Here is a 20329-nt window from a genome sequence, read left to right on the forward strand (position 1 = left end):
GCTTCAAGCGGGTCTTCCAACTGACGGAGAACGTGGACCCGGACAAGGTGGAGGCGCGCTATCGCAACGGTGTGCTGGAGGTGCACGTGGGCAAGAGCGAGGTATCCAAGCCTCGCGTGATCCAGGTAAAAACCGACTGAGGAAAACACAGGGGGGCCCCCTGGCGGGCCGGGGTGGCCTCCCTATCCATCCCCACTTTGCCATGAAAAAGCAAAAACGTGCACCCTTGTCCGCCGTGCGGGACGCGATCCGCGAATGCCGCGTGATCCGGTTCAGCTACGAAGGGCAGAGCTACACCGTGAAGCCGGTGGAGCTGGGACGCTCCACGGGAGGATCCCTGATCGTGAAAGCCTGCGTGAGGGAAGGGCCAGCAGATGGCCTTAGGGGCTGGGCAAACTTCTACTACTGGAAGATCCGCAGCCTTGAAATCCTGCCGGAGCGGTTTGATCCCGGGACGGGGCCGGAGTCTCTTCACCCGGTGGCCGCATAAGAGGACGGAACAAAAGGGCGGAGCAATCTTTCCGAGCGAAAACGATGAAAAACAACGGATTCAGTGAGGTCATTGCCTCCGCCCAGCTCCGTGCCAGCGAGCGCGAGGCTGGGAAGGCGGCGCAGAGGGAAAGTCTGGGCGAGGCCATACGCTCCAAGCACGAGGTGCTGCACGGCGTGGTGCACCGAACCCTACTGGAAGCATGGCGAGGACTGGAGGCTGCGGGCGTGAAGGCGACGGTGAACACGGATGCCAACCCGCGAGGAGAGTGGCAAATCTCGCTCAAGCTGCTGGAGAAGCCGGAGGCCCCGCGCCTGGTGTTCTCGGTGATCACGGGCTTGGCCGCCCACTTGGTCTGTAGCCGGGAGGGAGCGGGTGCGCAGGGCGAGTTGGATTACCAGATGCTTGATGATGCAACGCCGGCGGAGATTGCGCGGATCGTGGCGGACTATCTGGCGGAAGTGCTTGGATAAAAGGGATATTAGCAACGACGAGCACCATATGGGAACACCGCGAAAGCGCGCCCTTTCAATGATTGTGCCCGCGAAGACGGGACCCCATAGGTCATGTGTGGACATTTTCGCCGAAGCGGAGGGTTACCTCGAACTTGGAATGCATGCAGAGGCCTGGGAGTCTCTCACGGCATTGTCTGGCGACGTTGTGAGCCATCCGCGAGCTCTGCGCGTGAGAATGTTCTGCGCCTTCCAAGCCCGCCACTATCGGATGGCGGAAACCCTCGCGCTCATGCTCTGCTGTGCCGGCAGGGAAATCAAAGCGGCGGCGGGGGTGATTCTGCACCAGTTGGCGGCGATCTATAACATCGCGGGTAATCAGCGGCAGGCGAGATTACTTGCCAAAGCTGCGATTGAAGCGGACCCGCGGCGGGAAGGCTTGATACGGAGCGATCCCCAGTTTCCGCCGGACTTCGTCGAAAAGGCTCTGCGGTGATCTACGCAAACGCGTCAAGGACACTTGTCACTCCGCCCGATTCGGTTTGTAGCTGCAACGGCATTCTCCCGCGCCGCTACACCTCATACTATGGCTATTCCGGAAGAATGTCGCAATCTGATCGTCGCTGCCTCTCAGTCCTTTTTGCTCGCCATTGGTATGGAGGACGTCTCGCTCCTCGAAGGACTATCGGACGGGCGGAGACTCCACATTTCGGTGACAGTGCTGCCGCCCATCGACGAGGACAGCAAGGGCGCACTTGCGATGAAGCCTGAGCACTACGAGGAAAGCGGGATGGCGACGCGGGTAAGGGTGAATGGGGGTTGCTAAGTTGGTGGCTTGCCGGCTGGCGGCCAGCATTCCCGTTCGTCTGGATCGGCGAGCGGGATTCAGGCGATGGAGATGACCTTTAAGGCACTTGTCGGGGGAAGTATCTCCCAGAACTCCTTACCCTCCGCCCGGCTCCGTGCATTCTTGTGTCTTGAAGTCCCGGTGTCCCATGTTCGACATGATCCTCTCGCGTGACCCGGCCTTGCCGCGGTTGGCCGCCTCCCAGTAAGAGTCGTAGCTGTGCCGGGTGATGTCGTGGCCCCAAGGAACGAGTTGCTTCCACTTCGCTTCATCGGCGAGCGTGGCACCGGGTGTGGTGTAGTAGCCGTAGATGAGCCGCCGCCGGCGTTTGGCGAAATTGTCGGGCACGATCGGCCCCTTGCGCCTCATCCACGATCGTAGCCAGGCGCGGAGCGGCTTCTCGATCTCCACGTAGCGATTGGGGCCGTCGTTGGTTTTGGTGACGTCAACCTTGATGTGGCCTTCCTTCCAGTCGATGTGCTCGAAGCGGAGAGCACGTGCCTCCGAATCCGGACGCAGGCCGGCGAAGTAGCAGATCGCGAAGTACGGGACCATCTCTTGATCGTACTCCCAAGCAGTCAGCAGGAGCTTCCGGACGTCGGCGGGAGCTGAGACCGGTTTCTTGCGCTTTCCGTCGTTGATGCCGGGGAGATCGTCAAGGGGATTCCGCGGATGGGCCTTCTTGGCCGCGGCTAGTTCGAAGAGCGACCGGATGCCGCCGAGCTGCTGGTTGTAGGTCTCGGGGCCCGGCTTCGCGGTTTTGCGCCAGCCTGCCAGCCATTCGCCAAAAAGCCTCGTCCATGCCGGAGATCAAGTTCTCCTCGATTTCGTGCAGACGCTTGCGGAAAGGCTTCCACCGCTTGCCATAATACTGACTCGACCAATTAGGTCGGTGGTCGCTTTCAAATGCGTCCAGCAGCAGCACCAGCTTCGGCGACTGGCTGGCTTTCTCCATTTCGGCGAACTTCACCGTGCAAAAGTGATCCAAGCCGTGAAAGCCGAACTCGATGGCAGACTCGTTCCACTTCACGGCCGCTTCCATGAACTCGGCACGGATGCCCTTGGCCCGGTCTTTGAAGTTGTCTTTGGCCTCTTTCAGCCGCCGGGCGTGCTCCTTGGCTTCCTCCTCGCCTCCCCGCTAAAAATAGATCCGCTGGCGCTTCCCGTCCGCCGAGAGGCCGGCGGGGACGTTGAGCACCCACTTGCCGCGCTTGTGGTCGTAGCGGGGAATGAGCTTCGGAGTGCGGGCCATGAAGGCAAATGGCGCGGAAACGGGCAGGTTTGCTAGCCAAATTCGGGCGCATTCGGGCGAAATTCGGGCGCAGCCGGAAAACGAAAATGGCCAGCAGAAGCTGGCCAAGTCGTTGAGAGAGAATGGAGCGGGCGATGAGATTCGAACTCACGACATCCACCTTGGCAAGGTGGCGCTCTACCACTGAGCTACGCCCGCGTCGCGAAACGCGTGCGCGGTTTCTACACGGGGGCCGACGATCGGCAAGAGAAAACTTGCATCAAAATTGAGTGGGTTTGAGGAGGGCTCGGTGGAACGCGTGTTCCACAGAAACGGCAGCCCCTGAAATAATTCGTCCGCACACGCTATGTGTGCGGACTACGTGGCGAGCAGATCGCTCGCGGTCCGGGTGACCCGGAGAAAGCTGAATCTAATCCAAGGGAAACTCTCCATCCTCGCCGATGCCGATCCAATTCAGGCGGCCGAAAGCGCGGAAGATCGCCGGAGTCAGTTCGTCGCCGTCGTCTTCAGCATGCTCGACGGTGGCGGAGCTGGTGAGACCGCGCATCGACTCGATGCTGATCACGGTGCGGTATCCTTCGAAGTGGATCCAATCGCCCCAGTTCTTCGACTCGTGGCGGGGGAAAAGCTTCTCCTTTCGAAGCGCTTCGACGACTTCTTTGATGGTGCAGGGATCTTCGGATTCGGGCAGTTGCAGGACAGTTTCCATGTGGCGGGCGGGAAGCGTGCAGGGGATTATTCGCGAATGGAAGCTTCGCATAGCCGGGAATACAAGCCGCCTCTTGCGAGAAGGTCTTCGTGTTTTCCGCACTCCACGAGTTTTCCGTCCTGTAGCACGCAAATCAGGTCGGCTTTGCGGACCGTCGAGAGACGGTGCGCGATGACAAAGGAGGTGCGATCGGCGCGGAGATTCTCGAGCGCTTGCTGCACGAGACGTTCGGTTTCGTTGTCGAGAGCGGAAGTCGCTTCGTCTAACAGGAGGAGCGGAGGGTTCTTCAGAAGGGCACGGGCGATCGAGAGACGCTGCTTCTCTCCACCGGAGAAGCGCACGCCGCGCTCGCCGGCCACGGTGTCGAGCTTCTCCGGTAGATCTCGTACAAAGGGTGCGGCATTCGCGTTATCGAGCGCGGCCCAGATCTCGTCATCGGTGGCGTCCGGTTTTGCGAGTCGCAGATTCTCGCGCAGGGTGGTATTGAAGAGGAAGCTCTCCTGGGTCACGTAGCCGGTGTGGTCGCGCAGCCATTCCTTCGAGAGGGTTTCGATCGGATGGTCGTCGAGGAGGATGCGGCCTTGGTCGGTTTCGTAGAAGCGGGTGAGAAGATTGAGCACCGTGGACTTGCCCGCACCGGTGGGTCCCACGAGGGCGACGGTCATGCCGGGCTCCGCAATCAGTGACACGCCTTGGACCGCAGGTGAATCGGGATCGTAGGAGAAGCCCGCGTTCTCGAACACCACCTTGCCCTTGAACTCGGCGGGGCGCTCGCCCTCGGTGAGATTTGTTTCATCCGGCAGGTCGAGGATATCGAAGACGCGCTTCGCAGCGACCTTGCCGCTCACGTAGAGCTGGGTGAGATTGTTGATCCGCGAGATGGGATCGAAGAGAAAGCCCCAGGCAACCAGGAAGGCCATGGGTGTGCCTTTCTCCATCTTGCCCTCCAGAACCCACCAGGCACCGCAGGCGAGCATGAGGATGATGCCGGACTCTGCGAGCAGGGAGACGCCGGGCCAGACGAGGGCTTGGCCCTTCATCACGCGCATGTGCTTTTCTCCGACATGACGGCTGGCGGCATCGAAGCGATCGAGCGCTTCCGGCTCCACGGTGTAGGCCTTGATCTGGCGGATGCCCGCGAGGTTGTCGTGCAGCAGGGCGTTGAGTGCGGCGGACGCTTCGGAGGATTCTCGCCAGCGGGGTTCGGCCCGCTTTGAGTAGATGGTGGTGATCAGCCCGATGATCGGCAGCGGGGCCAGCGTGACGAGTGCGAGCTCCCAGCTATTGTAGAACATCCAGCCCGCCATGATCAGGAACTGAAGGACGGCAGGGATGGCTTGGTCGATCGTTTCAACGATTACCCGGTCGGTGGAGGGGACGTCGCTCGCTACGCGGGACATGATCTCGCCGGAGGAGTTCGTATCGAACCACTTGATCGGGAGACGCTGGAGTTTGTCGTAGAGTTTCTTGCGGAGGTCGTGGATCAGGCGCTGCTCCAGCGCGTTGTTCCCGTAGGTGCGGAGCATGAAGAGCGTCTGGCGCAGCAGGATGGCCCCGATGCCGAGGGAAGCAGTCTGGAAGAGCAACTCGCGGCGACCCTTGTCCATCACCTCGTCCACCAGCACCTGAGTCACGGTGGGGAGCACCAGTACGAGCACGGTGCAGATGACCGCCATGACCAGCGAGGTGGCGGCCCGGCCGGGATAGTGCAGGGCGAGGGAGAAGACGCGCTTGAGTACGGCCATGTTGTCACCAAAAAGCGCCCGGAATTGCCATCATGCAAGGAAGATGCTTCGCGTCCTGAGATTCCCGTGTTAGGAAGAGAGTGAAGCCCCATGCCTCGAACCCATATTCTCGCGCTCGATCAGGGCACGACCTCCTCCCGTGCGATCGTATTCGATCATGAGGGGCGGCAGGTCGCTGTGAGCCAGAAGGAGTATCCGCAGATCTTCCCGCAGCCGGGTCAGGTGGAGCACGATCCGCTGGCGATTTGGGCGAGCCAGTGGTCCACGGCAGTGGATGCGATGGGGAAAGCCGACTTGGAACCGCAGGACATCGCGGCCATCGGGATCGCGAACCAGCGGGAAACCACGCTCGTCTGGGACCGGGACAGCGGCAAACCGGTTTATAATGCCATTGTCTGGCAGGACCGGCGGACGGCAGGCGAGTGCGCGCGCTTGCGGGCCGAGGGGTTGGATCAGCTTTTCGCGGAGCGCACCGGGCTGCGGCTAGATCCCTACTTCTCCGGGACCAAAATCCGCTGGATCCTGGAGAACGTGGAGGGTGCGCGGGCCAAGGCTGACGCGGGCAAGCTGATGTTCGGCACGGTGGATAGCTGGCTGCTGTGGCGGCTCACCGGACGGACCGTGCATGCGACCGATGCGACGAATGCCTCCCGCACCCTGATCTACGATATCCATCGTGGCGATTGGGACGATGAGCTGCTGGGAATCCTCGGCATCCCCCGCTCGATGTTGCCGGAGGTGAAGGACAGCAGCGGGATTTTCGGCGAGTCGCAGGAAGGCATCCCCATCGCGGGGATCGCAGGCGATCAGCAGGCGGCGCTTTTCGGCCAAGGTTGCTTTTCGCCGGGAATGGCGAAGAACACTTACGGAACCGGTTGCTTCATGCTGATGAACACCGGCTGGGAAGCCGTGGCCTCCACCAACAATCTACTTACAACAGTGGCTTGGCGGATTGGCGGGAAGACGGAGTATGCCTTGGAAGGCTCGGTCTTCATGGGCGGAGCGGTGGTGAAGTGGTTGCGTGATGACTTGCAGTTGATCCGCACGGCGGAGGAGTGCGAGCAGGTGGCCGCCACGGTGGCGGATAGCGGCGGGCTTTACTTCGTGCCGGCCTTCACCGGCCTCGGTGCCCCGCATTGGGATCCCTACGCGAGGGGCGCGGTCTTCGGAATGACGCGCGGAACGAAGCGGGCGCATTTTTGCCGCGCCGCGCTCGAATCGATCGCATTCCAGAGCGCGGAGTTGGCGGGCTGCATGGTGAAGGATAGTGGCATTCCGCTGAAGCGCTTGCTGGTGGATGGCGGTGCCGCGCGCAGCGACCTGCTGATGCAGTTCCAGGCAGATCTCCTCGGCGTGGAGGTCATGCGGCCCAAGGAGGTCGAGACCACCGCCACGGGAGCGGCGTGGTTGGCCGGTCTCGCGGTTGGTTTTTGGACAAGCCGCGAGGAACTGCTGAAGCATCAGGAAGCGGGCAAGGAATTCCATCCCTCACGCCCCGGGGAAGACATGAGCCGCATGATGGACGGCTGGAACCGCGCGGTGGAACGCTCGAAAGGATGGGCCGATGATACGCTCTGAGCATCTCGCCGCGCTGGAGTCGGAAGTGTTCGACATCTGCATCGTGGGCGGCGGCGCCACGGGCTTGGGTGCGGCGGTGGATGCCGCATCGCGCGGACATCGTGTAGCCTTGGTCGAGCAGGCGGACTTCGCGAAGGGAACGTCATCGCGTTCTACCAAGCTCGTGCATGGCGGAGTGCGCTACCTAAAGCAGGGGAATATCCCGCTGGTCATGGATGCCCTCCACGAGCGCGGGCGGATGGCGCGGAATGCACCGCATCTGGTGCATGATCTGGCCTTCGTGATTCCCACCTATCACTGGTGGGAGGGTCCCTTCTACGGGATCGGGATGAAGGTCTACGATGGGCTGGCAGGGAAGCTGGGATTCGGCGCCAGCCGGGGGCTTTCGAAGGAGGAAACCTTGGAGCAGATCCCCACTATCGAGCCGGAGGGGCTGACGGGAGGAGTAGTCTACCACGACGGACAGTTCGACGATGCACGCTTGGCGATCCATCTCGCGATGACGGCGTCGGAGCATGGCGCCAAGCTGGCAAACGGGGTGAAGTGCACCGGCCTCGTGAAGGAGGAAGGAAAGGTCCGTGGCATCGAGGCCAAGGACATGGAGAGCGGGCGTGCCTTCACGATCCGCGCGCGCAGCGTGATCAATGCGACGGGTATTTTTGTCGATGACCTGCGGCGCCGGGATGAAGAGAACGCGGAGAAGATCGTGGCCGTGAGCCAAGGCGTGCATTTGGTGCTGCCGAAGGAGTTCCTGCCGGGTGATGCCGCGATCATGATCCCGAAGACTGCGGATGGCCGCGTGCTTTTCGCCGTGCCATGGCATGACCGCGTGGTCGTCGGCACCACCGATACACCCTTGTCCGGGCGGTCGCTCGAACCTCGTGCCCTGCCGGAAGAGATCGCTTTCATCATGATTCACGCGGCGCGCTATCTGACGCGCGATCCGGGGCCGGAAGATGTGTTGAGCGTCTTCGCGGGCTTGAGGCCGCTGGTGAAAGCGGGGAGCGGATCGAACACGGCAAGCTTGTCCCGCGATCATACGATTCTGACATCCGAGAGTGGCTTGATCACCATTACCGGTGGCAAGTGGACGACGTACCGCAAAATGGCGGAGGATGTGATCAACCGGGTGGAGGAGGTGGCTGCCTTGGAGAAGCGGCCCTGCCGTACCGAGGATCTGCGGATCCACGGCGCCACGAATGAGGAAATCCCGGAAGCTCATCTCCAGGTGTATGGGAGCGATGCCATTGCGATTCGCGGAATGGGCGAAACCAGCAAGGTCCATCCGGCGCTGGAGCTCACGGTGGGCGAGGTGCGCTGGCACGCACGAAAGGAAATGGCCCGGAGCGTGGAGGACGTACTGGCGCGGCGAAGCCGGAGTCTCCTGCTCGATGCGAGGGCCTCGATCGCGGCGGCTCCGACGGTGGCCCGGATTCTGGCGGAGGAACTGGGGAAGGGGAGCGCTTGGGAATGGGCCCAGACAAGCGATTACACCGCGTTGGCCCGCGGCTACGTCTTTGGCGATCCGTCGAGCACCGGGTGATGTTGCCTCGTGCGGTTATGCTCTGTTAGCGTGAGCGCGTGCTGATCCAGATCTGGGAGAATGTGGGGACCTTTGTGTTCTGCGTCTCGGGAGCCATCGCCGCCCGGGAAAAGGCGATGGATTGGTTCGGCATGTTCGTGCTGGCCTTCCTGACCGGGGCTGGCGGCGGGATGATCCGGAGCGTTTTGATCGGGGATGTGCCGCCGTTGTTCCTGAAGGATCCTCTGACCTTCATTCTCGCGATGGCGGGAGCTGCACTCGCGTTGGTGGGGGCGAAGTGGTGGGCGAAGTTCCACCGGATCGTGTCCTTCTTCGATGCGATCGGTATCGGCCTGTTCACCGTGGCGGGCATCCGGATCGCGCAGTCGCACGGCTTGCCATGGTGGTCCTGTCTCGCTCTCGGCGTGATCAGCGCGACTTTCGGCGGCTTGCTTCGCGACGTATTGCGGAACCAGATTCCGCTGGTGCTGCGGAAGGAGATCTACGCCACCGCCTGCATCATCGGCGGTTTGGCCCTGTTCGGTTTGGATCGGCTCGGTCTACACGAGGGCGTGGTGCTGGGCGTCACGACGGGGATCATCGTCAGCATCCGCCTGTTGGCGATCCGCTATGCAATCCACCAATCGGTCGGCTGAGGATCAGCTTGGGCTCAGTTCGCTCGAAAGATCCCTGATCGGACGGATCCAGTTCGGATCGCATTCGGCGACCCTGAGGTTCTTCTTTGCCGAAATGAAGAAGAGAGTGGTTTTCTCGGTGCCGTACTTGTAATCCACCCAGCCGTGCGTCTCGGTCGCAAGCAACCGGTTATGAAGGACGATCGCGAGGTTCTCCGCAAGCTGGACCAAGCTGTAGTCGAAGTTGTCCGGGTTGCCGTCGGAAGGTGGGTAGAGCGCCTCCGCATCGGTCCAGAGCGAGATCTCGTCGCAGATCGCGGTCTCCTTGTCGAAGCCGAGTATCATCCCCCAAGTTTGTTCAAAGATGGAGCATTCGTCATCCTCGTTCCAGCCGTAGCCGTTGAAGTCCCTGCCGAAGTTCAACGTGAGTAAGTCGTGGGACCGGATGAGCTTCGCGAAGTCGTCGAAACGCCCGTCGAGATACTCGGTGTCGACCGAGAAAACCCTGCTGCGGGCCCATAGCGCCTTGGCAAGGTTCAACGTGCCGCGGTTGTCGCTGTCGAAGTCAAACTGACCGGGATGAAAACCGAACTGCGCCATGGTCTCGCGCAACATGGCGGCAAACTCGGGCGTCAGCGTCGTCGGCGGGATGGTGAAGTCCGCGACGAGGCGTTGGTAAACTTTCGGCATGGGCTTGGGGATCAGGCACCGGTGCCGAAGAAGTGTTCGAGTGCCTCCGCACAGCCTTCGCTATGGGTCAGCAGGCAGACGTGCCCTCCGCCTTGGCTGACGTGGGCTCGGATGTCGGGCACGGCATTCGCGGGGCAGGCGAACATCGCCGCCACATCCGGGCTGAGCATCTCGAAATCGTTGTGGCTGTCGCCGATCGCGAAGACGCGGTCCGTGGCGACGCCGAAGTGACGCGCCACCTCTGCCAAGCTACTGCCTTTCTGGTAGTCCTTGTGGCCGAAGCGGAGCCAGATGGAGTTCCGCTGCCAGCCCAAGTGCGGAGTGTTCGCGGTCAGCGCTTGGACACGTTCCATGATCCACGCCATCTCCTCCTCGGTGCGGGCGACGAGGCCGGCCGGATCACCCGGCTGTTCGATCCAGGTGGCACCGGTGTGCTCTTCCACCTCGTTGCGGATGGCATCGAGCACGTCCTGCACCTCGGCGAAGAAGCGGGCGAGATTGGCCTCGCACTGCTTGTTGTAGGGCTCGTGGGAAACCCAACGGCCTTTCTCGTTCGGTAACCAGACCTCGCGCTCGCGGGCCACCACCCAGTCCGGAGCGAAAGGAAAACGACCGTCGACCAAGCCCTCTGCGACGTGGCCGATCGAGCGCCCGGTATTGATTCCCCAGAGCGCGCCATGCTCGCGGCGCAGGCGTTCCAGATTCTGGAAAAGGCGCGGACTGACTGGAGGATTCTCCGCCGGGTGGTAGAGCGTTCCGTCGAAATCGAAGGAAAGGATCGCTCCAGGGCGGGCAGGGGAATCAAGCGGCTGCACCCCCCGGGGATAGCTGCGGCACGGGCAGGGTCAAGGCCGGGTGCCTACTCTTCCTCCACCGGTTCGGCGCGGAGCGGTTCCAGCTCGGAGGCCTTCGGGGGTTCTTCCTCAACGGGTTCTGCCTTCGGGGGATCTTCTTCCACCGGCTGCGCGCGCGGCGGGGCAGGGGCAGGGGCAGGGGCAGGAGTTGGCGCTTCATCCACCATGCGGGCCTTCGGAGTCGGCTCGGGAGTGCTGGCCGGGGGCTCTTCGTCCACCGGCAGGGCACGCATCGGCTTCACCAGCACCGGGTTCGGTGGAATAGCCGGGGGCGGAGCCGTCTGAGGCTTGGTCGGGGCTTGAGCGGTGGTTTGGGCCGGGGGCGTCGTGCGGCGCATGCGGATCTCCACGCGGCGGTTCGGCGCTTGTTCTTCCACCGTGCCGGTCGTGACTAGGGGTTTGCCCATCCCGTAGCCGCGCGGCACGATCTTAGCCCCTTCGAGGCGAAGGGTGTTCACCAGATACTCCCGCACTGCATTCGCACGGCGGCGGGAGAGATCGAGGTTGTAGGCCTCCGAGCCGTAGAGGTCGGAATAGCCCTCGATCCAGCAATAGAGATTCGGGTTCCGGTCGATGATCAGCGCGAGCTTCATCATGCCGACGCGGGCGCTTTCACGGAGTTCGGCGCTGTCGTATTCGAAAAGGAGGTCGCTGGGCAGCATCGTTTTCTTGCCCACCAGCACGTCCGGCGAGAGCCCGGCCATGTCGTCGAGGGTCACCACGCCATCGAGGCTGCCCTGCTGGACCAAACCTCCGGCGCCCTTTTTGAGCAGGTCTTCGGCGAAACGGTCGAGATTCGAGTCATCGGCCACACTGGCGCCGGGATCCACGATGACCTGGGAGTCCGCGGCCAGCGGCAGGGTGTCGTCCGTGCGGCCGAGCTCGGGCAGAGAAGTATCCAGATCGATGCCCGCGGCGGGATCCACAACCACGCCCTGCGGATCACCCTCCATCGCGGGATTCTCCAGCCTCACCGCGAACTCCGGCTCGGCCAGATCCGGCTGGATATCCAGCTCGGTGTTCTCCGGGAGCTTGGCGAGCATGTCGATCTCCTCCAGCAGGTTGGCTGCGGGTGGTGGCGGTTCTACCACATCCTCCGGCACGACCAGATCCTGATCGGGCGGCAGCACCTCGACCGGCTCCAGATTGATGTGCTCGGTGACGATCTCTTGGGCCGGCATCGTGCCCTGCGAAATCTTGATGTGGCTGAGCGCGAAGAAGGCGGCCACGTGCAGGATCACGGCGACGAAGAACGCCGCTGCCACCCACCAGCCCATATTATCGGGGCCGGGAAGGCGCATCGGGGTCTCGCGCGCGGCGCGCCATCCGTAGCTGTTTTCCACGGGCGGACTATACGCCCGGGACAAGCGCTGACAATCACCGGCTTGCGGAACAGCCTTGCCGCTTGGCACCGGGTCTGCTCGACTAGGGTGTCATGCCTGCCAAAAAAGCTGCGAAGAAAGCGGCCAAGAAGGCCGCCTCCGAGGCCCCCGCCAAGAAGGCTGCGAAAAAGGCCGCCAAGAAAGCGACGGCCAAGAAGGCCGCCAAAGCGAGCGAGGCCACTCCGCCGGACGTCGCAAAAGCCGCTTATTTGAACTACAAGAGCCGGGAGGAGCAGGGGATCTATGGGGATCAGCTCGGAGATTGGCTGGCGGCGGAGAAATCCGAAGACACCTGACCCGCTTTGCGCTTTTCCGCGGGCCGCCGTCCCCTGATGGTCGCGCCCGTGAATTGCAGCTCTCTTGGTATCGGTCTCGCCGGTCTCGGCACGGTGGGTTCCGGCGTGGTCCTGGCCCTTGAACGCAATGCGGGCCTGATCTGCGACCGCACCGGCGGCGTGGTGAATCTGGAAGTGGCCAAGGTGCTGGTGCGCGACTTGAACAAAGTGCGCCCGGTGAACTTGCCCGCAGAGAAGCTGACGACCTCTTGGCAGGAGCTCGTCGCCGATCCGGCGGTGGACATCGTGGTGGAGCTGATCGGTGGCACCACCGATGCCTATGAGATCGTGTCTGCGGCCCTGAAAGCCGGGAAGCCGGTGGTCACGGGGAACAAGGCCCTGCTGGCCGAGCGCGGGGTGGAGCTTTTCGCTCTCTCCAAGGAGCACGATGCTCCGATCCATTTTGAAGCGGCGGTGGCCGGAGGCATTCCGATCATCAAGACGGTGCAGGAGTCCTTCATCGGAAACCGCATCCATTCGATCACGGGGATCATCAACGGCACCTCGAACTACATCCTGGAGCGCATGACGACCGCGGGCTTGGAGTTCTCCGCCGCCCTAGCCGAGGCACAGGCGCTGGGCTACGCCGAGGCGGACCCGGCGCTCGATGTGAATGGCTGGGATGCCGCGCACAAGGCGATCCTGCTGGCCTCGCTGGCCTACGGCTTCCCGATCGACCCGGCGCAGGTGCATGTGGCCGGGATCGAGCAGGTCCGGCCCATCGACATCGAGTTTGCAACCCGCCTCGGCTACGTGGTGAAGCTGCTGGCGGTGGTGCGCGAGCACCCGGGCGGCGAAGTGGAGCTGCGCTTGCAGCCCTCTTTCATCCCGAAGAGCCACATCCTGGCCAGCGTGCACGGCGTCTTCAACGCAGTGGCAGTGCATGGCGATGCTGCGGGCGAATCACTCTTCTATGGCCGCGGGGCCGGCCAAGATCCGACCGCCTCGTCCGTGGTGGCCGATCTCGTGGAGGCGGCGCGCTCGCTGCGCCAGACCACGGGTCATCGCGGCTTCCTGCCCTATCGCGAGAGCGGCGTGCTGCTCCCGGTGGAGGATACGGAAACCGCCTACTACGTGCGCTTCGATGTCACCGACCGCCCCGGCGTGATCGCCGAGGTGGCACGGGTCCTGGCGGATGCGGGCATCGGCATTTCCGGCACCCATTCGCCGGTGAAGCCGGACCAGCCGGACGCGGCCTTCCTCGATATGGTTTTCCTGCTCCACACCTGCCGCTTCGGCCTGCTGCAGGAGACCCTCGACAAGATCGAGGCTCTCGACTGCATCAACAGCAAGCCGGTGGTGTTCCGGATCGAAAAGCTCTGATCACAGCATCCGGCAGGGCGTCATACCCTCGCGGATGCTGCTCCACGGAGCTTGCGAGGAAACGTCCTTGGGGTCCTCGGCCTGGTCTTCCGGAGAAGGAAGGACGGCCGGGGAGAGGATGGCGTGGAAGACGAGCGTCTCGTCGAAGGGATTGTAGGTGGCGTGGACCACTCCGGCCGGGAGATGCGCGATCTCGCCGGGCCCGAGGATGCGGTATTCATCGCCTACCCATTGCTCGGCGCGGCCCGAGACAACGTGGATGATTTCCTCACGGTGGGGGTGGAGATGGAAGGGGTGACAGTGCCCCGGCGGCATGGTGGCGCGGACCATCAAAAGCTTCTCGGCGGGAACCAGGTCCGGACGGCAGAGCCACTCGTTATGGGTCCAGGCATTGGTCTCGCAAATGGGCTCGCCGGTCTGGACGAATCGCTTCTTGGTCTCGCTCATGGGTTATCTGATCTGCACTTCTACGTTTCCAAGATGGCGCGACAAGCACCGGAAGCGCAACTGAGGATATCTGAAATCCACATTTCGCGAGCTTGATTGGCGGCGGGATGGGAATAGCTTGAGGGGATGCCTGTAGCCACTCTGCCCGATGTGACCCGCAGCCACGTGGTGCGGGGCGACGAGCAGGATGATCGCGGATGGATCCGCGAGAGTCCGCTCTGTCCTCTCCTCGCGCAGCATCACATCGCCCATGTGGGGGTGCTGGAGGCTCGCGAGCCCTTCGGGATTTCGCGTCCCGATCAGTCCGGGACTTTCATGCTGGCCTGCTTCGGAGGCAGCGGCTTGGTGCGGGCGGACGGGCAGTGGAAGAAAGTCTCGGCGGGGAATGCCTGCCTGCTGCCGCCTTTCGTGACGAATGCGATGAAGGCGACAGGGAGCGAGCCATGGCGGATCTGCTGGGTGCGCTACCGGGAATCGCGCGAATCCAATCCGGTGGTCTCAGCGGCTTCGCCGGTGCTGGGAACCTATGACCCGATGCCTCTGCTACACGCGATCCAAGGTCTGCATGCGGAGATGAAGGGCAGCGCGACGCCAGCGGTGCAGCACCTGTGGACCGAGCTGATCCAATCGTATGTCTTGCGCTTCGCCCAGCCGCATCAGGCGGACTCGCGTCTGTGGAAGCTTTGGGAGTCGGTGCAGAAGTCTCTCGATCATCAGTGGACCTTGGAGGAACTCGCGAGCCGTGCCTGCGTGTGCAAGGAGCACCTCCGCCGCCTCTGCCGGAGCGAGCTCGGCCGTAGCCCGATGCAGCATGTGACCTTCCTGCGCATGCAGCACGCGCGGCATCTGTTAGCCACGACCGATGAGAAGGTCGAATCGATCACCCGCGAGATCGGCTACACGAACCCGCACACGTTTTCCAATACCTTCAAGAAGTGGATCGGCTGGCGCCCTTCGGAGCACCGGCGGTGAATCCACATGTCCGTATTCCTTCTGCTGTCCGCGCGAGGAAGTCCTTCAAACCCACGTCTAGGGAGCCAATGTCAGCGGCTCTCACCTGTATCATGAAACCCCGATCTATCCGTCGCTCGCTCGAATCATTGGCGATGCTTGCCGTTCTGAGCGGCTCTGCCTTGGCCGCGCCTCCGGAACTATTCCAGCAGTCGAAGGAACCCTTGATCTCCGGCACGACCGCGAGTGCGGCCCTGCCGGGCGATGCGGAGCTGGCGAAGGCGAAGGTGGTGTTGCTCACGGGCGGAGCACCTTGGAGCGCGGCAGATCGCCAGCGGCTCGAAGCTTACGTCGAGAAAGGCGGCGGCCTCGTGCTGGTTCATGATGCAATCCCGGCATCCGGATGGGTGGAGGGTGAAGTGAGCCGCTGGTCCGGCGTGGTGCCGCTGTTCTTCACCCCTCCCGGGCGGGAGGATGCGGTAAGCAGCGGGATCTCGAATTTTGATATCGACGACGAGATGATCTACGGCCTGCGCACGCCGCAGGACGCGAAGGTGCTGGCTACGACATGGACGCCTAACAGAAAGCACCTGAAGGGCACCGATCCTCAGCCCTACGTCTACGGTGTCTCGCCGATGGTGTGGTCGCAGACCAAAGGCAAAGGTCGCATCGTCTTCTTCGTGCCGGGTAAGAACGAGGCGACATGGAAGCATCCGGCGATCCGCACGATGCTACGTCGCTCGGTGGCATGGGCTTCGCAGAATGACAAGGTGGACGAATGGTCGGAGAAGGATGACCTCGCCGCGCTGGTCTATCCTCCCGGCGGCCCGCTGGCACCGCAGAAGGCTGTGGATACCCTGCAGATTCATCCGGAGTTCAAGGTGGATCTGGTCGCTGCCGAGCCCCTGATCTCAAAGCCGCTGAACATTGATTGGGATCATCGCGGGCGCATGTGGGTGGTCGAAAGCCTGGAGTATCCCGAGGGCAAGCGCGGTGGCGGCCCGGAGTCGATGCACACCGTCTGGCAGCGGGACACCCCGCTCGACAAACCGGCGGCGACCGATCGCCCCGGTCGCGACCGGATCTCGATCCTCGAAGATAGCGATGGGGACGGCGTGATGGATCGCAAGCAGGTCTTCGCCGAGGACCTCGATCTCGCGACCAGCTTCTGCTTCTACAAGGATGGCGTGGTCGTGGCCCAGCCGCCGCATATCTACCTGATCCGCGATACGAATAATGACGGGAAAAGCGATCGTCGTGAGATCCTCTATACCGGCTTGGGAACCTTCGACACCCACGCGGTCCTGAACAATCTGCGCTGGGGCCTGGATGGCTGGATCTATGCCACGCACGGCTACTCCAGCTCGAACAAGGTCACTTCAGGCGACGGCAAGAAAGACTTCGGAGCGATCGGTTCTGGGGTCATCCGCTTCCGTCCGGATGGCTCGGCGATCGAGATGTACAGCGCGAAGAGCGGCAATTGCTGGGGCGTGGACATGACTTCCGAAGGCGAGATGTTCTTCACCCAGCCGACTTCCGGCGACTTGGTGATGCACGTGCCCGTCTCCGACAAGTTGATGGCGGCGGGCGGCATGGCCCGCGATCCGTCCTGGCAGGTGATGGTGCACCTCCGCCCGGTGAAGCCGCTCATGAGCTGGGAGGAAATCGTGGAGAACCAGCCGAACGACGTGATCGGTTCCTTCACCGCGGCCTGCGGTTGCGCGGTCTATGAGGGCGGAGCTTGGCCCGATCAGTGGACGCGCGGCTACTTCACGGCCGAGCCCACAGTTCACATCATTCACCATGAGGCCTTGAGCGTGGACGGTCCGACCTTCTCCGCCGCCAAGACGCGTGAGGAAGAGTTCTCCGCCACCCGCGACTTCTGGAGCCGCCCCATCGACACCCGCGTGGGTCCGGATGGCCAGCTCTACGTGATCGACTGCTACAACCAGGCGATCCTGCACAACGATCCCCGCGGCCCGATCCATCTCTGGAATCATCAGGCTGCGCGTCCGGACCGCGACCACTTCTTCGGTCGTATCCACCGCTATCATCACAAGGATTCAAAGCCGCTGCCGAAGGCCGATCTCACCAATCTCGAAGGCTGTCTCGCCGCCCTCTCCCATCCGAATCGCGAGATCCGCTTCCGCGCCCAGCGCATGATCGAAGAGGGCGACCTCAAGGCCGCTGCCACCAAGCTGGCGGGTGCCAAAGGCGTGACCAAGCTCCACTCGCTCTGGATCCGCGCCGCCGCCGGTGTGCTGAGCCCACAGGAAATCACCGCCGCGCTGGAAGATCCGGATACCGCCGTGCGCGTCACCATCGGTCGTGTGATCGGCGCCTATCCGAAGCTCGTGAACGCCGATGTGGTTGCCACCGTGGCGAAGCATCTGCCTGCCGAGAACGATTCCCGCGTCCGCCTGCAATGGCTGGCGGGATTGCCGGAAGATGCCGTGCTGTCGGCGGACGTTCTGGTTGGCCTGCAAGCGAAGGCCGAAGACATTTGGACTCGTGCCGCGATCGGACGCCTTGCGAAGAACCGCCCGGCCGAGGTGCTGGCCACCGCGCTCGCCGCGCCGGCCCCGGAGAAGCAAGCGCCGCTGGCCGCGCTCCTCTTCGATGCCTTCGGCAAGGATGGCAAGACCTTGGCCTCGATGCTTGAGGCGATCGGTCAATCCGGAGCGAAGGGCACCGCGATCGCGACTGCCTCGCTGCGCTCCTTGCGGAACCGCGAACTGCCTGCCGATGCGAAACTCGATGAAGTGCTCGCGAAGCTGGCGGCAAGTCCTACCCCGCAGATCGCTGCATCAGCCCTGCCTCTCGCGGCGGCGCGCTGGAACGAAGCCGAGGCCAAGCAGAAGCTGCCGCCCCTGACGGACAAGTTGCTCGCGGCAGCCCCGAACGATCCCGAGGTGCTCGGCCCGCTCGGTATCCTGCCCGCCTTCGATGAGAAGCTGGAAAAGGCGCTCGCCGCCGCGGTGTCCAGCGGTGATGCCGCCCTGCGCGGACCGGTCTTGGAGGCCGTGGTCAGCAATGGCTCCGCCGATGCTGCCGCTCTGATGATTGAAGTGCTTCCCGCTCTGGCCACCACGGACAAGGCCCGCGTGATTGAAGCCGTGCTCGGTCGTCCCGCCTCGGCAATCCTCTTGGCCCAAGCTTTGGACAAGGGTGACATCACGGTCGCCGTCGCGGGCACCCAGGTGCTCTCCCGCCTCGCCGACCATGCGGATCCCGGCGTCCGTGAGAAATCCGCTCCCATGATCAAGCGCCTGCGCGGTGCGGTGGAAGCGAAGGACGCACTGATTACCCGCCTGCTGCCGGAGGTGAGCAAGCCGGGCAACGCGGAGGCGGGCAAGGGCCTCTATGCCGCCTGTGCGGTCTGCCACGTTTTCCATGGCGAGGGCGTTACCATTGGTCCGGTCCTCGAAGGCATCGGCGTGCACGGGGTGGAGGCGCTGCTGACCCACATCGTTGACCCGAATCGCGAGGTGGAGCCGAGCTACCATGTCTGGAACATCTCCACGAAAGACGGCCGCACCCTCGCGGGCTTCATCAGCCGCGAGACCGAGGGCAGCATCTTCGTGAAAAACGCCGCCGGTGAGACCGAGGTGGCGCGCGACCAGATCGCGAACCGCACCGATACCGGCAAGTCGCTCATGCCCGAAGGCTTCGAAGCGCTCGGGCCCGAAACCCTGCGCGACCTTATCACCTATCTCCGTTCCGGTGAGCAGCGCTTCCACACCGTGGCTTTCGGCAAGGCGGCGACGGCAGATGGCAGCCGCGGAGTCTATATGTCCGCGGAAACCGCAGGCGATCGCGTCGGCCTGAAGCGCTACGGCATGGTCGAGGAGCGCGGCGTTCCTTTTCAGTTGCCCGATCCTGCCACCACCTCCGGTGGTAAGAACGTGATCGTCCTGAAGGGCGGCATGGAGCCCCGGTCTCTGAGCCAGACGATGCCGAAGCAGGTCGAGATCCCCGTGAATCTCGCCGCGGGCCGCCTGCACCTTCTTGGTGCCGTGGCAGGCTGGGGCTTCCCGGTGGCCAATGACCAGGAGCCCTTGGTGAAGATCGAGGTCCGCTACAGCGATGGATCTACGGAGAATGTCGTACTACGGAACGGCGTGGAGTTCTCCGATCACGTGGCACGGGTTGATGTTCCGGGCTCGGCTTGGACCGATCTGACCAACCACGGCCAGATGCGCTACCTGTGGCGCGATCTCAAGAAGCCCTCCGCCACGATCGAGAAGCTCATCCTGACCAGCGCCGACCGCGGTCCCGCCCCGATGATCGCGGCGATCACCTTGGAATCCGCCGGCAAGGACGGCAAGATGGCGGCCGCCCCGGCCGAAGGCGGTCCTGTCCCCGGCAGCAATGCAAGCCTGTCGGACAAAGCCACGCCGGGAACCCTGCGGGTGCTGCTGGCCGGTGGTGGCAGCTCGCACGACTTCGGCCAGTGGTATGATCGCGAGGACCAAGCGATTCTGAAAGAGGCCGGCGGCATCGTCAGCATCTACACCACCAGTCCGGAGACCGCCGCCGAGCAGCTCGCCAATACCGACGTCCTGCTCTTCAGCTCGAACGACGCCGGCTACTCGAAGAGCAAGGCCTTCCGCGAAGCCTTCGAGGCCTTTGCGAACCGCGGCGGCGGCATGGTGCTCCTGCATCCGGCCACTTGGTACAACTGGGTGGACTGGGCGCAGTACAACATCTCCTACGTCGGCGGCGGTTCCCGCGCCCATGACCCGCTGGGTGAGTTCGGTCTCACCGTGCTCAAGCCCGACCATCCGGTGGTGAAGGGCCTGAATCGTGACTTCAAGATCCACGACGAGCACTACCAGATCGGCATCGATCCGCGTGCCCGCGTGGAGGTGCTGATCGAGACTTCGGTGTCCGGGCAGACCGGGAAGAAACATCCCTCGGTGTGGACCGTGACCCACCCGAAGGCGAAGATCGTGTGCATCGCCCCGGGCCATGACGAGGCCGCGCATAAGCATCCGGACTTCCGCAAGCTGCTGGTAAACGCCGTGAAATGGGCCGGGGCGAAATAGCGCCAAGGCGGTCCAGCGTGGTTTCGTGACCATTCCGTTGATTGAAGAAATTGCACGGATGCGCAGTAT

Annotated in this window: 20 protein-coding genes and 1 tRNA gene; 12 read left to right on the top strand and 9 right to left on the bottom strand. The window is 63.1% G+C overall.

The window, feature by feature from the left end:
- The 5 genes from OJ996_RS26420 to OJ996_RS15465 form a co-directional block, all read left to right on the top strand.
- Window positions 1-140 (top strand): Hsp20/alpha crystallin family protein (locus OJ996_RS26420; RefSeq protein ID WP_345783791.1); only part of this gene is annotated, 140 nt, incomplete at its 5' end.
- Between the two features lie 62 nt (window positions 141-202).
- On the top strand, window positions 203-490 hold the full coding sequence (locus OJ996_RS15450) for a WYL domain-containing protein (protein WP_264514526.1): 288 nt from the start codon (window positions 203-205) through the stop codon (window positions 488-490).
- Between the two features lie 44 nt (window positions 491-534).
- On the top strand, window positions 535-963 hold the full coding sequence (locus OJ996_RS15455) for a hypothetical protein (protein WP_264514527.1): 429 nt from the start codon (window positions 535-537) through the stop codon (window positions 961-963).
- A 211-nt stretch (window positions 964-1174) separates the two neighbouring features.
- A complete protein-coding gene (locus tag OJ996_RS15460) occupies window positions 1175-1438 on the top strand; it encodes a hypothetical protein (protein WP_264514528.1) in 264 nt (87 codons plus the stop codon).
- 90 nt (window positions 1439-1528) lie between these two features.
- The gene (locus OJ996_RS15465) at window positions 1529-1768 is read left to right on the top strand and encodes a hypothetical protein (protein WP_264514529.1); all 240 of its coding nucleotides are present in this window, start codon (window positions 1529-1531) and stop codon (window positions 1766-1768) included.
- Between the two features lie 117 nt (window positions 1769-1885).
- Here OJ996_RS15465 and OJ996_RS15470 read toward each other — a convergent pair whose 3' ends face one another.
- From OJ996_RS15470 to OJ996_RS15490, 5 genes are all read right to left on the bottom strand, one after another.
- Window positions 1886-2344, bottom strand: coding sequence for a site-specific integrase (locus OJ996_RS15470; RefSeq protein WP_264514530.1), 459 nt, complete (start codon window positions 2342-2344; stop codon window positions 1886-1888).
- Window positions 2345-2444: 100 nt separating this feature from the next.
- Window positions 2445-2831 carry a hypothetical protein gene (locus OJ996_RS15475; RefSeq protein ID WP_264514531.1) on the bottom strand — a complete coding sequence of 129 codons (387 nt, stop codon included), beginning with the start codon at window positions 2829-2831 and terminating at the stop codon, window positions 2445-2447.
- A 333-nt stretch (window positions 2832-3164) separates the two neighbouring features.
- Window positions 3165-3239: transfer RNA gene (locus OJ996_RS15480), tRNA-Gly, on the bottom strand.
- A 211-nt stretch (window positions 3240-3450) separates the two neighbouring features.
- Window positions 3451-3750, bottom strand: coding sequence for a hypothetical protein (locus OJ996_RS15485; RefSeq protein WP_264514532.1), 300 nt, complete (start codon window positions 3748-3750; stop codon window positions 3451-3453).
- Between the two features lie 26 nt (window positions 3751-3776).
- On the bottom strand, window positions 3777-5495 hold the full coding sequence (locus OJ996_RS15490; protein WP_264514533.1) for an ABC transporter ATP-binding protein: 1719 nt from the start codon (window positions 5493-5495) through the stop codon (window positions 3777-3779).
- A gap of 90 nt (window positions 5496-5585) precedes the next feature.
- On the opposite strand from OJ996_RS15490, the gene glpK reads away from it, so the two are divergent.
- From glpK to OJ996_RS15505, 3 genes are read left to right on the top strand one after another with little or no spacing between them, the layout of a single operon-like run.
- Window positions 5586-7073, top strand: a complete 1488-nt coding sequence (gene glpK / locus OJ996_RS15495) for a glycerol kinase GlpK (protein WP_264514534.1) — start codon at window positions 5586-5588, stop codon at window positions 7071-7073.
- Window positions 7060-8616 (top strand): glycerol-3-phosphate dehydrogenase/oxidase, encoded by a 1557-nt coding sequence (locus OJ996_RS15500; protein ID WP_264514535.1) that lies wholly within the window; start codon window positions 7060-7062, stop codon window positions 8614-8616. Before glpK ends, OJ996_RS15500 begins: the two co-directional genes overlap by 14 nt.
- Before the next feature lie 38 nt (window positions 8617-8654).
- Window positions 8655-9251, top strand: coding sequence for a trimeric intracellular cation channel family protein (locus tag OJ996_RS15505; RefSeq protein ID WP_264514536.1), 597 nt, complete (start codon window positions 8655-8657; stop codon window positions 9249-9251).
- A 3-nt stretch (window positions 9252-9254) separates the two neighbouring features.
- Here OJ996_RS15505 and OJ996_RS15510 read toward each other — a convergent pair whose 3' ends face one another.
- From OJ996_RS15510 to OJ996_RS15520, 3 genes are read right to left on the bottom strand one after another with little or no spacing between them, the layout of a single operon-like run.
- A complete protein-coding gene (locus tag OJ996_RS15510; protein ID WP_264514537.1) occupies window positions 9255-9920 on the bottom strand; it encodes a hypothetical protein in 666 nt (221 codons plus the stop codon).
- A gap of 11 nt (window positions 9921-9931) precedes the next feature.
- The gene (locus OJ996_RS15515; protein ID WP_264514538.1) at window positions 9932-10735 is read right to left on the bottom strand and encodes an HAD family hydrolase; all 804 of its coding nucleotides are present in this window, start codon (window positions 10733-10735) and stop codon (window positions 9932-9934) included.
- Between the two features lie 44 nt (window positions 10736-10779).
- On the bottom strand, window positions 10780-12117 hold the full coding sequence (locus OJ996_RS15520) for an OmpA family protein (RefSeq protein ID WP_264514539.1): 1338 nt from the start codon (window positions 12115-12117) through the stop codon (window positions 10780-10782).
- 92 nt (window positions 12118-12209) lie between these two features.
- Here OJ996_RS15520 and OJ996_RS15525 point away from each other — a divergent pair, with 92 nt between their 5' ends.
- Together OJ996_RS15525 and OJ996_RS15530 are read left to right on the top strand one after the other, a co-directional pair.
- Window positions 12210-12452: a hypothetical protein gene (locus OJ996_RS15525; RefSeq protein ID WP_264514540.1), complete on the top strand. Its 243-nt coding sequence runs from the start codon at window positions 12210-12212 to the stop codon at window positions 12450-12452.
- Window positions 12453-12500: 48 nt separating this feature from the next.
- The gene (locus OJ996_RS15530; protein ID WP_264514541.1) at window positions 12501-13814 is read left to right on the top strand and encodes a homoserine dehydrogenase; all 1314 of its coding nucleotides are present in this window, start codon (window positions 12501-12503) and stop codon (window positions 13812-13814) included.
- On the opposite strand, the gene OJ996_RS15535 is transcribed toward OJ996_RS15530, so the two are convergent.
- Window positions 13815-14261, bottom strand: coding sequence for a cupin domain-containing protein (locus OJ996_RS15535; RefSeq protein ID WP_264514542.1), 447 nt, complete (start codon window positions 14259-14261; stop codon window positions 13815-13817). It abuts the gene before it with no gap.
- 126 nt (window positions 14262-14387) lie between these two features.
- On the opposite strand from OJ996_RS15535, the gene OJ996_RS15540 reads away from it, so the two are divergent.
- Entirely contained in the window at window positions 14388-15233 is an 846-nt protein-coding gene (locus OJ996_RS15540) for an AraC family transcriptional regulator (RefSeq protein WP_264514543.1), read from the top strand.
- Between the two features lie 92 nt (window positions 15234-15325).
- Window positions 15326-20260 carry a PVC-type heme-binding CxxCH protein gene (locus tag OJ996_RS15545; protein WP_264514544.1) on the top strand — a complete coding sequence of 1645 codons (4935 nt, stop codon included), beginning with the start codon at window positions 15326-15328 and terminating at the stop codon, window positions 20258-20260.
- Window positions 20261-20329 lie beyond the last annotated feature (69 nt).

This window comes from Luteolibacter rhizosphaerae (assembly GCF_025950095.1).
GTDB classification, from domain to species: Bacteria; Verrucomicrobiota; Verrucomicrobiia; order Verrucomicrobiales; family Akkermansiaceae; genus Haloferula; species Haloferula rhizosphaerae.

What these genes read in the sequence shown, in the direction of transcription:
- OJ996_RS15450 (WP_264514526.1), top strand. Translation starts at nt 203, where the DNA reads ATGAAAAAGCAAAAACGTGCACCCTTGTCCGCCGTGCGGGACGCGATC.
- OJ996_RS15485 (WP_264514532.1), bottom strand. Translation starts at nt 3,750, where the DNA reads ATGGAAACTGTCCTGCAACTGCCCGAATCCGAAGATCCCTGCACCATC.
- OJ996_RS15545 (WP_264514544.1), top strand. Translation starts at nt 15,326, where the DNA reads ATGAAACCCCGATCTATCCGTCGCTCGCTCGAATCATTGGCGATGCTT.
- OJ996_RS15535 (WP_264514542.1), bottom strand. Translation starts at nt 14,261, where the DNA reads ATGAGCGAGACCAAGAAGCGATTCGTCCAGACCGGCGAGCCCATTTGC.
- glpK (WP_264514534.1), top strand. Translation starts at nt 5,586, where the DNA reads ATGCCTCGAACCCATATTCTCGCGCTCGATCAGGGCACGACCTCCTCC.
- OJ996_RS15540 (WP_264514543.1), top strand. Translation starts at nt 14,388, where the DNA reads ATGCCTGTAGCCACTCTGCCCGATGTGACCCGCAGCCACGTGGTGCGG.
- OJ996_RS15465 (WP_264514529.1), top strand. Translation starts at nt 1,529, where the DNA reads ATGGCTATTCCGGAAGAATGTCGCAATCTGATCGTCGCTGCCTCTCAG.
- OJ996_RS15525 (WP_264514540.1), top strand. Translation starts at nt 12,210, where the DNA reads ATGCCTGCCAAAAAAGCTGCGAAGAAAGCGGCCAAGAAGGCCGCCTCC.
- OJ996_RS15510 (WP_264514537.1), bottom strand. Translation starts at nt 9,920, where the DNA reads ATGCCGAAAGTTTACCAACGCCTCGTCGCGGACTTCACCATCCCGCCG.
- OJ996_RS15490 (WP_264514533.1), bottom strand. Translation starts at nt 5,495, where the DNA reads ATGGCCGTACTCAAGCGCGTCTTCTCCCTCGCCCTGCACTATCCCGGC.
- OJ996_RS15470 (WP_264514530.1), bottom strand. Translation starts at nt 2,344, where the DNA reads ATGGTCCCGTACTTCGCGATCTGCTACTTCGCCGGCCTGCGTCCGGAT.
- OJ996_RS15475 (WP_264514531.1), bottom strand. Translation starts at nt 2,831, where the DNA reads ATGGAAGCGGCCGTGAAGTGGAACGAGTCTGCCATCGAGTTCGGCTTT.
- OJ996_RS15500 (WP_264514535.1), top strand. Translation starts at nt 7,060, where the DNA reads ATGATACGCTCTGAGCATCTCGCCGCGCTGGAGTCGGAAGTGTTCGAC.
- OJ996_RS15455 (WP_264514527.1), top strand. Translation starts at nt 535, where the DNA reads ATGAAAAACAACGGATTCAGTGAGGTCATTGCCTCCGCCCAGCTCCGT.